Genomic DNA, 13,734 nt, shown 5'->3' with positions numbered 1-13,734 from the left:
TTACACCTCCTCCCGTCGCTCGCTGGGGTTGTCCCGGTCCGGCGTGTCCACGCGCAGAGGTTCCTTGGCCAGGGCCTGTGCGCCGCCGGGCGGGCTGATGAAGGGGAGGAACACGCGCCCCGCGTTCGAAGCGGCGTGGAGCGCGAACAGGACTCCGGCCGTGCCGGTGGCGAAGTCCATGGAGAGCCGCAGCAACTGGTCGCCCGGGTAGGCCAGGCCACCGGCGTACGGCATGGCGTGCCACTGGAGCCCGCGAATCTGCTGAGGCAGCAGGGGGTCGGTGTTGTCTTGGTCGGCGTTGTCTTCGTCCTGCCGCAGGCCCATGGCCAGCGCGGCGATGATGCCTGCGCGGCCGTTGAAGAGCCCCGGCAGGACGAAGTAGCCGGACCGTGCGATGAGTCGGAGATCCACCAGGTCTTGGGCGAACCCGTGAGCGTCGTCGGGGCGGAGGGCGAGGTAGCGTGCCACCGCCAGCCCCAGCCCGACCGAGCCCTCTTCCAGATACGGCAGGTATCGCCAGCCCTGGTTGACCTGCAGCGAGCCGTCCTTGGCGCGGATGCAGCGGCGCAGGTCCTGGCGCAGCGCGTCGGCGGCCTTGTCCAGCAGGGCGGCGTCGCCGGTCCGCTCGTAGGCGTGCATGAAGAGCAGCGCAGGGCCGCACGAGCCGTGCAGCAGACCGGCGCGCGGATGGTCGCCGCCGCTGATCTCCGGTACGTCCTCGGGGCCGCCGAGCCGGTCGGCGCAGATGTCGACGATCTTGTCGGCGACCTCGCGGAGGCTCGGTTCGCCGGTGCGCTCGCTGAGATGGAGGAGGTTCAAGCCCACGCCTGACAGGCCGTTGTGCAGGCTGGGGCCGAGAATCTCCCACTTCTCCTTGAGAGTGATGTCCACGACGTCGAGGGCGTGCTGCCGCCGGCCGAGCCGTTCCAGCACGTACGCCACGCCGTGCAGCCCGTCATAGAAGCCCAGGCTGGTCCCCGACGCCGGCTCCAGCGCACGCTTGCTCAGCCAGGTCTCGCACATCGGGAAACGTTCGTCGCCGGTCTCGGAGAGCGCGTAGAGGACGCCCGCCGCACCGGTCGCGATGTTGATGCCGCCTCCCGGCTGGAACTGCGCCACGTCGCCGGGGAAGAGACGGTCGTCACGTTCGAGGGTGGCGCTGGCCAGGATGGCGCGGCGCAGGGCGTCCCGCACGTCCGGCCAGGGCGCCGCGCCCGGCAGCGGCAGGTCTCGCATGGCGCCGCCGTCGTCCGGCTCGTCGCCGAGGATGAGCTCGCGCGCCTCGTCGATCATCTCCGCGGGCACCGGGAACGTCCGCCGGATCAGCGCGGCGAGCTGATCGATCTTCTGCCGGTGCATCATCAGCATGATCGTCGTCTGCGGGGCGAACAGGCCCATCCGCAGGCATGCCAGCGAGTAGTGGTCCGCGGCCACGCCGGTCCGGTCGCGCGGCGGCGCGAAGGCCGGGTTGGCCAGCGCGGAGCGGGCCTCGTCGGCGGCCAGCGTGGCGACCTCGTAGTCGATCAGGACCAGCCGGTCGTCCGGGGTCACCAGGATGTTGTTGGGATGCAGGTCGCCGAACACCACGCCGCGTTCGTGGAGCGACCGCACCGCCGTTTCGACACGTTCCAACATGTCGACGGCCCACGCGGTGTACTCGGCCAGCTCTTCCTCGGTGCAGGTGGCGCGGGTCAGCGGGTAGCGCTGCACGAGCATCCGCTGCAGCGGGTTGCCGTCGACGAATTCCTGGACGACGAAGTGATGGTCGCCGAGCGTGAAGTAGTCGTGCAGGTCGGGCACGGAGTCCAGTCCGGCGAGCCGTTCGAGGATGTCGCGTTCGTGTTCGAGCCGGGTGACGGCGTCGCGGCCCGCGGCGTCGAGGCCGGCGTGCGGGCGGGCCTCCTTGAGCACGACCCGGTCGCCCGAGCGTTTGTCGCGTGCCAGGTACACGCCTCCGCCGTTGGAGAAGTGCAGCACCGACTCGATCTGGTACGGCAGGTCCGTGGTCGTGACGGCGTTGCGGGCGGCCAGATGCGGTTCGAGGAACGCGGGGAGGGTCGTCCACTCCGGGACGCTGAAGGTCGCCCCGCGGACGTCCGGGACGAGGCGCCCTTCCCCGTCCTCCAGGGCGAGCACCAGCTCCCCGTTCTGGCTGAGGACCTTACGCTCGGCGAAACCGCCGTAGCGGACGTAGAGCGGTCCCTGTCCATAGCGGAGATCGCTCAGGATGTACGGCCCTTCGACGCCGCGCAGGAGTTCGTCCAGGTCCTTGAGAACCAGTTCCAGCTCATGGACGTCCCGCGGGTAAATGGTCGCGAGTTTTCCACTGGATGATCGTGAAGCCGTCTTCGCGTTGTACATGACCAGAGCGGACTGTCCGCGCAGGTATTTGAAGGCGATTCCGCGGGGAAGGCAGTAGTCCCAGAGCACGCCCAGGGCCCGCTCGGCGTCGTCCAGCCGGGCCGAGATGTGGATCTTCCAGCCCTGGGACGGCAGCGGATCGCCGCCGGCGAGGCCGTAGTACATCCACGTGTCGGTCTCGATGCGGACCCAGTCCGCGGGCACTTCGCGATGGACGAACGAGAAGTCCGAGGCCTCAGTCTGGTCTTCGCCGAGCTTGTCATAAAAAAGCCGGTCGGCCAGGCAATAGGGCTCGTACTGGTCCATCGATTCGCCTCCCGAGTCGCTGCATAAGGGAGAATTTCGAATACCACCAGAAAGGACTAGTCGGATTCTCAACAGTTGACCGTGTGTCCTTCACGATTGGTCCGGTGCGTTCTTCACGTACGGCGCTCCGGGCCATGCCGCGATCTGGGGATGTCCGGTCCGCTCCACGGGCAATGGCCCTGTCCGCGCGGACCGGGACCCCGGGGAGCCAGGCGGTGCGGCAGCGGTGAGCGCCGGGTCGTGGCGCGCGGGGCGGTCTGGGCGGCGCCCAGTTATTGCAACACGTTCTAATCGGTGCCAGGCTGGCGGGGCAGTCGAGCAGCCCGGAGGTGGCGCCCGTGATCCTGGATCGGTTCCGAGTCGAGGGAAGGGTCGCCGTCGTCACCGGCGCCGGCCGCGGCATCGGCGCGGCGAGTGCGGTGGCACTCGCGCAGGCCGGTGCCGACGTCGTGGTCTCAGCCCGCACCGAGGAACAGTTGGCCAAGGTGGCAGCGGAGATCGAGGCGGCGGGACAGCGAGCGCTCGTGGTGCCGGCCGACCTCTCCGATCTCGACGCCGCGGCCGGGCTGGCCGACCGCGCGGCCGACGCGTTCGGGCGGCTGGACATCGTGGTCAACAACGTGGGCGGCACCATGCCGCGCGGGTTCCTCGACACGACCCCCGAGCATCTTGAGAACGCGTTCCAGTTCAACGTCGGCATCGCCCACGCGCTCACCCGGGCGGCCGTGCCGCACCTGCTCAAGTCCCGCGAGACCGACCCGGGCGCGCCCGGCGGGTCCGTCGTCAACATCTCGTCGGTGATGGGACGCGTCGCGGGCCGCGGCTTCCTGGCGTACGGCAGCGCCAAGGCCGCGTTCGCCCACTACACGCGGCTGGCCGCGCTCGACCTTGCACCGAAGATCCGCGTCAACGCGATCGCGGTCGGGTCGGTGGCCACCTCCGCACTGGACATCGTCATGACCAACGACGAGCTCCGCACGCAGATGGAGGGCAACACGCCGCTGCGGCGCGTCGGCGACCCGGAGGACGTGGCGGCCGCCGTGCTCTATCTCGCCTCGCCCGCCGGCGCGTACGTCACCGGCTCGGTGCTGGAGGTCGACGGCGGCATCGACCGGCCCAACCTCGACCTCGGACTGGAGGACCTGTGACGTACCGGGTGGTGCAGTGGAGCACGGGCAACGTCGGACGGCACGCGCTCGCCGGGATCGACGCGCATCCCGAGCTCGAACTGGCCGGGGTCTGGGTGTCGAACCCCGCCAAGGTCGGCAAGGACGCAGGGGAGCTGGCGGGGCTCGGCCGTTCCCTCGGCGTGGCCGCGTCCGGCGACGAGGCCGAGGTGCTCGGGCTGCGCCCCGACTGCGTCGTCTACACGGCCATGGCCGACGTGCGCATCATGGAGGCCATCGACGACCTCTGCCGGATCCTGCGGTCGGGCGTGAACGTGGTCTCCAGCAGCCCGGTGTTCCTGCAGTTCCCCGAGGGCGTGGTGCCGCCGGAGATGTCGCAGCCCGTCCGGGACGCGGCGGCTGAGGGCAACGCCTCGGTCTTCGTGAACGGCATCGACCCCGGCTTCGCCAACGACGTGCTCCCGCTCGTCCTCACCGGCATCAGCGAACGCGTCGAGGAGGTCCGCTGCCTGGAGATCCTCAACTACGCCACGTACGACCAGGGCACGGTGCTCTTCGACATCATGGGCTTCGGCGGGTCGCTCGACGGCGTGCCGATGTTGCTGCAGCCGGGCGTGCTGACGATGGCCTGGGGCAGCGTCGTGCGCCAGCTCGCCGCCGGGCTGGGCGTGGAGCTGGACGCGGTCGAGGAGCACCACGTGCGGCTGCCCGCCCCCGAGACCTTCCAGGTCGCCTCCGGCACCATCGAGAAGGGCACGGCGGCCGCGCTCCGCTTCGAGGTGCGCGGCATGCTCGGCGGGCGCCCGGTCATCGTGCTCGAACACGTCACCCGCCTGCGCGACGACCTCGCGCCGGACTGGCCGCAGCCCGCGGGAGCGGGCTGTTACCGCGTGGTGGTCAGCGGCGAGCCGAACTACACCCTCGACCTGCAGCTCCTGGGCACCGACGGTGACCACAACACCGCCGGGCTGAAGGCCACCGCGATGCGGCTCGTGAACGCGGTGCCGGCCGTCGTCCAGGCTGAGGCGGGACTCCTCACCGCGCTCGACCTGCCGCTCACTCCCGGTCGCGGCCTCCTGCGGTAGTACGGAATCGGGCCTCCCGGGGCCAAAGATCGTGCTTCGATGCTGCTTTGTCCGGTAAGTGTGCATCGAAAGGTTCGTCATGGCCGATCTCGACCCGACCGCCACGTTCAAGGAGTTCGACCGCGACGGTGACGGCTACATCACCCGCGAGGAGTTCGCCGCCGCCCTGAACGCGCGCGGCGAGGAGGTCACCACCGCCGAGCTCGACTCGATCTTCAAGGCCGCGGACGAACGCGACGGCGACGTGGACGGGAAGATCTCGCTGGCGGAGTTCCTGGTCGCCTGGGACAAATAGCGGTTGCTCAGGCGCCGCCTGCCAGTCCTTCGCGGTGGGCGACGGCGGCGGCCTGGGTGCGGCTCGCCACGCCGAGCTTGGCGAGGATGTTGGAGACGTGGACGCTCGCGGTCTTCGGCGAGATGAACAGCGCCGCCGCGATCTCCCGGTTGTTCCGCCCTTCCGCGACGAGCCGGAGGACTTCGCGCTCCCGTACCGTCAGCGCGTCGAACGGCCCGGAACGGTCCGCGGGCACGGCGCCGGCGGAGCCCAGGCGGGCGCGTGCGCCGAGGTCGCCGAGGGCCCGGAGGAGGGGCGCCGCGCCGAGCCGTTCGGCGTCCCGGACGGCTCTCTCCCATTCGGACGCGGCCTCCGCACGTTCGCCGCGCTCGACCAGCGCCTCGGCCAGCCGCCACCGTGACCGCGCCATTTCGTACACGAATCCGTAGTCGAAGGCCTTCACCACGGCCCGCCACAGCGCGGGGTCGTTGTCGCCGTACGCGCGGGCGCGCTCGGCTTCGACCCGGGCCAGCCAGGCGTGGCCCTCCACTCCGAGCCAGGCGCGGGTCTGACCGTCGGGCGTGAGGGTGGCCGAGCCCCGGGCCAGCTCCACGAACTCGTCGGCGCGCTCCATGGCGGCCCGCTCGGCGGCGTGGTCTCCGGCTGCCCGGGCGCGGACGGCCCGGTCGGCGTGCGCCCAGACGGCCGTGGCCGCGACCCGGATGTTGGGGGTGTCGTGCGGGTCCATGTGGACCAGGGCCCCCGCCACATGATCGAGTGCGGTGCCGGTGTCGCCGTGCCACAGCGCGTGCTCGGCCGCGAGACTCCGGGCGATGTAGCTGATCAGCCAGTCGTCGTCCCAGAGCGGCTCCAGCCAGCGCAGCCGCTCCTCGACCGTGTCGCTGCCCCGCGCCACCTCCAGGAACAGCGCGTACGAGGAGACCTCCGCCTCGATCGAACGGCCCACCCGGATCCCGAAACCGGCCGCCAGCCGCTCAGCCTCGTCCCACTCGCCGGTCGTGTAGTAGATCAGGAACTGCATGCAGCGCAGCGTCGTGCCGTAGCGGCTCCAGCCAAGGCCCTTGCCGAGGGTGAACCGCACGCTCTCGTCCGCCACCTCCGCCGCGCCGGCCAGGTCGCCGCGGTCGAACTTGGTCCGGGCGATGTGGAACGCGGCGCGCAGCGCCACCTGCAGGTTGCCGGCCCCGATCGCCAGGTCGCGGGCGCGGACGAACAGCTCGGCGAGGTCGGAGGCCGCCTCCCTGGACTCCCGGTAGAGGCCGAGCGAGGTCAGCGCGCTGGCCTCGGCGTCGGCGGCGCCGGAGGCGCGCGCCACGTCGATGGCCTCCTGCGCGACCTCGGGGATCTCGGAGCGCTGCTCCTTGAAGAGCATCGTGCGCACGTAGGTTGCCAGGAGGGAGGCGCGTTCGGGCGTCGGCGGATCCGCCGGGAGCAGATCGAGCGCGGCGCGGGCCACCGCCAGCGACTCGTCGTCCTCGTCGAGATCGCCGAGGTAGTACGCGAGGTTCTCCCGGACCAGCGCGGCCATTCGCACGTCGGCCGGATCCACCAGGTCCACGAGTCGCCGCAGCCGTGTGACGGCGCGGCGGACGTCGCCGGCGCGCCCGGACGCGCGGACGGCGCTCAGGGAGAGCTGGATCCGGTCCATCCCGGCGGCCGCTTCGGGATCGGGGACCGCCTCCCACAGGGACAGGGCCTGGTCGTAGTGCTCGTGCGCCTCGACGGGAGCGCCCATCTCCTCCGCCTCCTGCCCCGCCCGCACCGACGCGGCGAACGCACCGGGGAGATCGTGGGCCTGGAGGCTATGGTGGGCGAGCTCGGCCGCGGCCCCGCGCACCCCGGCCGAGGCGTCACGGGCGAGCAGGGCGGCGAACGCGGCGTGCAGCCGGGTCGCCTCGCCCGGCAGGAGATCGGTCAGGGCGGCCTCGCGGAGCAGGGCGTGCCGGAAGACGTAGCCGTCGGGGCCGTCCGGCACGAGAAGCCGGTGGGACACGATCTCGCGGAGCGCCCGTCCGACCGCCGCCTCGTCCAGGCCCGAGACCTGCCGGACCCGCTCGTCGTCCACCCGCCGCCCGGCGACCGCCGCGACCCGCACCACCTGCTGAGCCTCCTCCGACAGCCGCTCCAGCCGTGACAGCAGAAGGTCGGCGAGGACGGCCGGCAGGTCGTCGCCCGTCTGGGCGGCCGCGAACAGCTCGGCGGCGTAGAAGGGATTGCCCTCGGAACGGTCGTACACGCGGCGGGCGATCTCGGCGGAGCGTCCCGGCCCGCCGGGCGACCCGTCGAGGGCGGCCAGGTAGTCGGCGGTCTCCTCGGGGCCGAAGGGACGCAGCTCGATCCCCGACACGTTCGGCAGCCGGAGCAGCTCGGCCACGACGGGCCGGAGCGGATGGCGCCGGTGCAGGTCGTCGGAGCGGTAGGTGCCGACCAGGCACACCCGCTCCCGCTGGAGCACGCGGCTGAGGAACGTGAGCAGATGCCGGGTCGAGGCGTCCGCCCAGTGGAGGTCCTCCAGGACGAGCAGCACGGGCCGGTCGGCGGAGAGCTCGCCCAGCAGGCCGAGGGTGGCGCCGAACAGCTGCTGCTGGGCCACGTCCGCCGCGCCGCCGGCCGGTTGCCCGCCGCCGTCCGGGAGGAGGCGGGCGAGCACCGGCCGGCTGTCGAGCGCGTCGCGGAGGGCCTGGCGTTCGGCGGGGGAGACGAGCGGGTCCCGGGTGGCGGTCCACAGGGCGTCGGTGAGCGGCAGGTACGGCATGCCCTCGCCGAGCTCGGCACAGAGGCCGATGAGGACGGCGGCGCCCCGGTCCCTGGCGGTGGCGGCGAGCTCGGCGACCAGCCGGCTCTTGCCGACTCCCGCGTCGCCGGTGATCAGAACGACGCCCGCCTGGCCGGCGGCGGCGCGGTCGAGCGCGCCGGTGAGCTCACCGAGCTCGGTCCGCCGTCCGATCAGGTCGTGCTGGTCTCCCACTCGTCCGAGTATTCCACCGGGTGGCACCTCTCCACGATCTTCGTGTAGGCGCGGGCGGTCTCGGCGGCGATCCGGTCCCAGGAGTAGCGGGAGTGCGCCCGGTCGGCCGCGGCGATCGAGTACCCGGCCAGCGTGGTCTCCTCCGAGAGCAGGAGGCGGACGGCCCGGCCGATCGCGGTGGGGCGGCCTGGCGGCACGTGCAGGCCGGTGATCCCGTCGAGCACGCTGTCGGCGCTGCCGCCGACCGGGGTGGCGACGACGGGCACGCCGCAGGCCATCGCCTCGAGCGGCGCGAGCGGCGAGGTGCCGTACGGGGACAGGCACAGCGCCAGCTTGGCCGTGCGCAGCAGCCGCGGCAGGGTCTTGCGGGGCACGCCGCCGAGGAAGATCACGCGGTCGTCCACGCCGAGCTCCTTGGCCAGCAGCCGGAGCCGGTGCACCGCGGCGTCGCCCTCCAGCTCCTCGCGGACCGGGCCACCGGTGATCGCGAGCTCGGCGTTCGGGATGTGCACGAGGGAACGGATCGCGGTGGCGGTGCCGCCGTCCTCCAGATCGGTGGACAGGACCACCAGGCGGTCCAGGTCGCCGCGCGGCAGGGCCGGGCCCAGCTGGGTGAACTGGTCGCCGTCCACGCCGTACGGGGTGATGCCGATCCGGGTGCGCGGGATGCCCATCCGGACGAGCTTCTCGGCCTCGTCGGCGCAGCCCGCCAGGACCGCGTCGGCACCGCGGCCGATCGCCTTCTCCATGCGGATCCGGGCGGGGTGCACGGGCTTGCCGGCGTTCCGCTCGGCCATGCCCAGTCCGTGGTAGCTCTGCACGATCGGGACGTCCAGGTCGCGGGCGGCGGCGGTGGCGGCCAGGCCCGCGATCCAGCCGTGGGCGTGCACGAGGTCGGGCTTGCCGTTGGGGGTGGACCAGCGGCGGTGCAGGCCGGAGGCCAGCTCGCTCACGTGCGGCAGGACCTCGTCGTCAGACAGAAGGCGGGGCGGCCCGGCCTTCAGCTGGGTCAGGGTGGCGCCGGGGCTGAGCCGGGTCCGCGTGCGCGCCGCCTCGTCATCGCGGCGGGTGTGCAACGTGACCTGGCGGTCGGCGTGACCATCCGGGGTCGGGCGGCCCAAGGCGCGGGCGAGTTCTCGAACGTGAACCGACTGGACCTCGTCGCTCTCCAGGGTGGATGCGGAGACGAGGGCTATGTTCAGGGGGCGAGACACGACACGACCTCCGGATATGCGCAGGGGCAACCAGGAGGTGTCGTCGTCTTAGACACCCGCTCGATCCTTCTCTAACCGAAGTTGGGGTGCACAAAACCTTCTTGGGACGATCTGGAGGAAAAAGTTCCTGTGAGATAGGGAACCCGAACCTTTAAGCCCCCGTCTGAGGTCCATGGGATTCCTGCGTACGAGCACAGCGCTTGGATGCGCCGCCGCCCTGTCCCTCGCCGCCGCGTGCGGCTCGGAGGGCCAGGAGGCGAGCACCCTCCGAGGCGCGGTCGCCAAGGTGCCGGCTGCCGACCCCCGTCCCTACGCCGCCGCCGACTCGGCGTTCGGGCTCAAGCTGCTCAAGGCGTGGTGCGGCAAGGAACCGGCCGCGAACGTGGTCCTGTCGCCGAGCAGCCTGGCCAGCGGGCTGGGCATGGTCCAGCTGGGCGCCCGGGGCCAGACCGCCGCCGCGATGGCGCGGGCGCTGGCGTTGCCGGCCGGTGACCCGGTGCCGGGCCTGCACGCCCGTAACCAGGCGTTCAAGGCCTTCGGCGGCAAGGACGTGACGTTCACCACCACCGACCAGGTGTGGTCCGACCGGCGGTTCAAGCCGGACCAGGCCTATCTCGACAAGGTCGCCACGGCCTACGACGCCGGGCTGAAGCTCCTGGACATCACCGGCGACCCCGAGGGCGCCCGCCAGACGATCAACGACGCGGTCAAGAAGGCCACCGGCGACCAGATCGCCGATCTGCTGCCCAGCGGCACCGTCGGCAAGGACACCGGCTGGGTCCTCACGGACGCCGTCTACCTCAAGGCCAAGTGGGCGACGCCGTTCAAGAAGTCGAGCACCAAGCCCGTCCCCTTCACCACCGCGGCGGGGCAGAAGATCGACACGGACATGATGATCCGGGCGGGCATGTTCGGATACGCCCGCACGAAGGGCTGGACGGCGGTCGACCTGCCCTACGCCGGCGGGCGGCTGAGCATGACCGCCCTGCTCCCCGACTCCGCCCGGGACGGCTGTCCCGGCCTGGACGCCGACACCCTCCAGGAGGTCACCGGGGCCCTGAAGCCCGCGGACATCGAGTTGAGCCTGCCCAAGGCCAAGCTGAAGTCCAAGGCCGACATGAAGCCGCTGCTGACCGACCTCGGCATGGGCGCGGCGTTCAGCGATCAGGCGGACCTGACGGGCATCTCCCCGGACGCCGACAAGATCCAGTTCGTGCGGCACGCCGCGACGCTGCTGGTGGACGAGAAGGGCACCGAGGCCGCCGCGGCCACCGGGACCGGGATCGGGGTGACGTCGGCCCCGCCGGAGCCCGGGGCGAAGGTCGTGTTCGACCGTCCGTACCTGATGCTCGTCCGCGACACCAAGACCGGTGAGCCGCTGTTCCTCGCCCGGGTCGCCGACCCCTCGAAGAAGTCCTGAGCGGGCATCCCGGTCGGGCAGCCCGGTCGGGCATCCTGGGTCAGGTGGACACCGATCTCCTGTGGTACGTGGCGTACGGCTCGAACCTGTTCCGTGAGCGGTTCGCGTGCTACCTGGCCGGGGGCCGTCCGGAGGGCGGCGCCCGGCACTACACCGGCTGCCGGGACGCCCGCCCGGCCCGCGCCGAGCGGCCCGTCGACCTGCCCGGCGGGATCTACTTCGCGCTGACCTCGCTGACGTGGGGCGGCGGCATGGCCTTCTACGACCCCGAGCTTCCCGGCCGTGCCGCCGCCCGCGCCTACCTGCTGACCAGGCAGCAGTTCTGCGACGTCATGTCCCAGGAGATGCGCCGCGAGGTGGGAGAGGACCCCGACCTGTCGGAGGTGCTGGCGGACGGCGGCAGGCAGCGGCTGGGGCCCGGCCGGTACGAGACGGTGGTGCGCGTCGGCACCGCCGGCGGCCACCCGATGCTCACGTTCACCTCGCCCCACGGAGCCGACCGCGCCGAGCTGAACGCCCCCACCGCCCCGTACCTGACCATGCTCGGCAACGGCCTGCGCGAGGCGCACGGCTGGGCGGCCGGACGCGTCGCCGCCTACCTGGCCGGACGTCCAGGGGCTCGCGGAGCCTGGTCCCACGGCGAGATCGCCGCCCTCCTGGCGTGACGGCCGTCACGGCCCGGAGCGAATCCATGGGATAGCTTCTCGGCATGAACGCCGGTGATGTGGTCGACGACTTCGAACTGCCCGACGAGACCGGCACGCCGCGCTCGCTGAGCGGCCTGCTGGAGCTGGGGCCCGTGGTGCTCTTCTTCTACCCGGCCGCGATGACCGCCGGGTGCACCGCGGAGGCCTGCCACTTCCGCGACCTCAAGTCCGAGCTGGCCGATCTCGGGGCGCACCCGGTCGGGATCAGCGCCGACTCGGTGGACAAGCAGAAGGAGTTCGCCGACAAGCACAGCTTCGGCTATCCGCTGCTCTCGGACGCCGACGGAGCCGTCCGCGCCGCGTTCGGAGTCAAGCGCGGCATCGCGCTCGCGCCGACCAAGCGCCAGACGTTCGTCATCGACACCGACCGCCGGGTGCTCGAGGTGATCAAGAGCGAGATCCGGATGAACGTGCACGCCGACAAGGCGCTGGAGGCCCTCCGCCGCCGTGCCGGCAGCTGACGGCCCGCTGGGCCGGCGCGCCCGGCGCGGTTCGCTGCGGCTCAGCGCGGCTCAGCGGGCAGGACCGGGAGCATGATGGCCGAGGGGTGGCCGGGAGCGTGGAAGATCTCCTGGTCGGCGGTCACCATGTCGGTGGCCGTGCCGATGGGATCTCCGGTGCCCGTATTGCGCGCCACGCGCGGATAGGCCCCGCTGCAGACCTGCACGCGGATCCGGTGGCCCGCCGCGAACCGGTGCCCCATCGGCCACAGCTCCACCGCCACGTGCCGGACGCCGTCGCCGTCCGGCTCCGGCGGGCCGGGAACGAGGCGCCGCATGCCCTCGCAGAGGTTGAGCGAGGTGCCGTCGGGCGCGACGTCGCAGAGCCGCACGACGAAATCCGTGTGCTCGCGGTTGGATCTGACGTGGAGATCGGCCGAGACCGGCCCGATGGCCTCCAGGTCCTCGGTGAGCTCCTCGGAGGTGAACGTGAGCACGTCGCGGCGGCGCTCCAGGCGGCGCTGGTCGGTCTGCGGCCGGGTGTCCCCGAGCAGCGTCGGCCCGCCCAGGAACGGCGTCGGGTGCGCGGGATCGTAGCGGTAGGTGTCCGGTTCGGACTCGGGCGGCGCGTCCGGTGACAGGCCGCCCCCGGGCTGCAGGTGCCAGCGTTCCTCCCGCATGCCCGGGACGGGCCAGTCCGGGAAGTCCCGCCACTCACCGGCGCCGGTGACGTACAGCCGTACGGGGTCGGCGCGAAGTTCGGAGGGCTCGTCCAGCAGGTGCGCGCGGAACCAGCGGATCGACTCGCTGATCGAGTCGCGCATCATCTTGGCGTCGGCGTGGAACCACGGCCCGATGGTGAGGTACGGGTGGTGCCCGCCCGCGCGCAGCGCCGCGTAGTCCTTGAGCTGCCAGGGCAGGAAGATGTCGTACCAGCCGCCGGTCATGTTCACCGGGGCCTCGACCTGTGACACCGTCGGGCTGAAGTCGCGCTTGTCCCAGAAAGGCGTGTCCGGGCCGTTCGTGAGCAGGTCCTGGAAGAATCGCTGCGTGGTGCCCGTGGCGACCGAGTCGAGCTCGGCCAGCGGGCGGCCGGACAGCGTCGCGCGCCGGGCCCGGCGCGGCGACATGATGCCGGTGGTGATGCCCGACAGCGGGTGTTTCATGCGCGCCGTGAGATCCACCCAGATCAGGGCCGACTCCAGCGCGAACGTGCCGCCGACGTTGACCGCGTCACGGAACGTGGAGGCCGTCACCTGCATGGACAGCGCCCTCAGCTCGGGCCCGGCATCGGCGGCCAGTGCCCACTGCACGTAGCCGAGATAGCTCGGGCCGTGCATCGCGAACGTGCCGCCGAACCACGGCTGCGCCTTCAGCCACTCGACCGTGGCCAGCCCGTCCTCGCGTTCGTCGAGCGGCTCGAACACCCCGCCGGAGCCGAACCCGCCGCGCACGCTCTGCACCACGGCCTGGAAGCCGTGCGAGGCGAACGTCTGCCCGCACATGAGCCCGAACGGCCCGCGCCGCCCGTACGGCGAACGGACGAGAATCGTCGGCGCGCGATCGACGTCCGTCGGCGCGTAGTGATCCGCGAGCAGCGTCACCCCGTCGGCCACCGGCACTTCGAGGTCCCGCCGTACCGTCACCCGGTGGGGTCCGTTCGGCAGTCCCAGCGCCGAGACCCCCAAGCGGCGCATCAGTCCCAGGCCTTCCATGTATGTGATCGTAATCGGCTGTCTCCGGGGTTAGGCCCGGGGTGTGCCAGGGTTCACTACCATCGGGCGGGGTTGGGAGTAATGCCGTGTACGGGT

The 13,734-nt window shown here is 71.9% G+C and carries 10 protein-coding genes; 6 read left to right on the top strand and 4 right to left on the bottom strand.

From position 1 onward, the window contains the following. The gene (gene lanKC, locus F8566_RS47080) at positions 1–2,667 is read right to left on the bottom strand and encodes a class III lanthionine synthetase LanKC (protein WP_151570528.1); all 2,667 of its coding nucleotides are present in this window, start codon (positions 2,665–2,667) and stop codon (positions 1–3) included. A gap of 338 nt (positions 2,668–3,005) precedes the next feature. Between lanKC and F8566_RS47075 the strand changes: the two genes are divergently transcribed. The 3 genes from F8566_RS47075 (at position 3,006) to F8566_RS47065 (ending at position 5,174) form a co-directional block, all read left to right on the top strand. Then, on the top strand, positions 3,006–3,815 hold the full coding sequence (locus F8566_RS47075) for an SDR family oxidoreductase (protein ID WP_151570526.1): 810 nt from the start codon (positions 3,006–3,008) through the stop codon (positions 3,813–3,815). Then, positions 3,812–4,879 (top strand): NAD(P)H-dependent amine dehydrogenase family protein, encoded by a 1,068-nt coding sequence (locus tag F8566_RS47070; RefSeq protein WP_151570524.1) that lies wholly within the window; start codon positions 3,812–3,814, stop codon positions 4,877–4,879. The genes F8566_RS47075 and F8566_RS47070 overlap by 4 nt, the downstream gene beginning before the upstream one ends. 79 nt (positions 4,880–4,958) lie before the next feature. Beyond that, positions 4,959–5,174 carry an EF-hand domain-containing protein gene (locus tag F8566_RS47065; protein ID WP_151570522.1) on the top strand — a complete coding sequence of 72 codons (216 nt, stop codon included), beginning with the start codon at positions 4,959–4,961 and terminating at the stop codon, positions 5,172–5,174. 7 nt (positions 5,175–5,181) lie between these two features. Here F8566_RS47065 and F8566_RS52755 read toward each other — a convergent pair whose 3' ends face one another. Together F8566_RS52755 and F8566_RS47055 are read right to left on the bottom strand one after the other, a co-directional pair. Continuing rightward, positions 5,182–8,142, bottom strand: a complete 2,961-nt coding sequence (locus F8566_RS52755) for a helix-turn-helix transcriptional regulator (RefSeq protein ID WP_318836480.1) — start codon at positions 8,140–8,142, stop codon at positions 5,182–5,184. After that, the gene (locus F8566_RS47055) at positions 8,121–9,356 is read right to left on the bottom strand and encodes a glycosyltransferase (protein ID WP_151570520.1); all 1,236 of its coding nucleotides are present in this window, start codon (positions 9,354–9,356) and stop codon (positions 8,121–8,123) included. Before F8566_RS47055 ends, F8566_RS52755 begins: the two co-directional genes overlap by 22 nt. A 172-nt stretch (positions 9,357–9,528) precedes the next feature. Between F8566_RS47055 and F8566_RS47050 the strand changes: the two genes are divergently transcribed. From F8566_RS47050 to F8566_RS47040, 3 genes are read left to right on the top strand one after another with little or no spacing between them, the layout of a single operon-like run. Then, a complete protein-coding gene (locus F8566_RS47050; protein ID WP_151570518.1) occupies positions 9,529–10,776 on the top strand; it encodes a serpin family protein in 1,248 nt (415 codons plus the stop codon). 44 nt (positions 10,777–10,820) lie between these two features. Continuing rightward, positions 10,821–11,441 (top strand): histone deacetylase, encoded by a 621-nt coding sequence (locus F8566_RS47045; protein ID WP_192810256.1) that lies wholly within the window; start codon positions 10,821–10,823, stop codon positions 11,439–11,441. 44 nt (positions 11,442–11,485) lie between these two features. Beyond that, on the top strand, positions 11,486–11,944 hold the full coding sequence (locus F8566_RS47040) for a peroxiredoxin (protein WP_151570514.1): 459 nt from the start codon (positions 11,486–11,488) through the stop codon (positions 11,942–11,944). Positions 11,945–11,985: 41 nt separating this feature from the next. On the opposite strand, the gene F8566_RS47035 is transcribed toward F8566_RS47040, so the two are convergent. Beyond that, entirely contained in the window at positions 11,986–13,638 is a 1,653-nt protein-coding gene (locus F8566_RS47035; protein ID WP_151570512.1) for a CocE/NonD family hydrolase, read from the bottom strand. Between the last annotated feature and the right edge of the window lie 96 nt (positions 13,639–13,734).

The organism is Actinomadura rudentiformis, assembly GCF_008923185.1.
Taxonomy (GTDB): domain Bacteria; phylum Actinomycetota; class Actinomycetes; order Streptosporangiales; family Streptosporangiaceae; genus Spirillospora; species Spirillospora rudentiformis.
The sequence above is the reverse complement of the archived record's forward strand: the minus strand, read 5'-3'. Positions and strand labels throughout refer to the sequence as shown.

Coding starts and splice junctions, on each gene's coding strand:
- lanKC (WP_151570528.1), bottom strand. CDS start 2,667: ATGGACCAGTACGAGCCCTATTGCCTGGCCGACCGGCTTTTTTATGAC.
- F8566_RS47065 (WP_151570522.1), top strand. CDS start 4,959: ATGGCCGATCTCGACCCGACCGCCACGTTCAAGGAGTTCGACCGCGAC.
- F8566_RS47050 (WP_151570518.1), top strand. CDS start 9,529: ATGGGATTCCTGCGTACGAGCACAGCGCTTGGATGCGCCGCCGCCCTG.
- F8566_RS47040 (WP_151570514.1), top strand. CDS start 11,486: ATGAACGCCGGTGATGTGGTCGACGACTTCGAACTGCCCGACGAGACC.
- F8566_RS47035 (WP_151570512.1), bottom strand. CDS start 13,638: ATGGAAGGCCTGGGACTGATGCGCCGCTTGGGGGTCTCGGCGCTGGGA.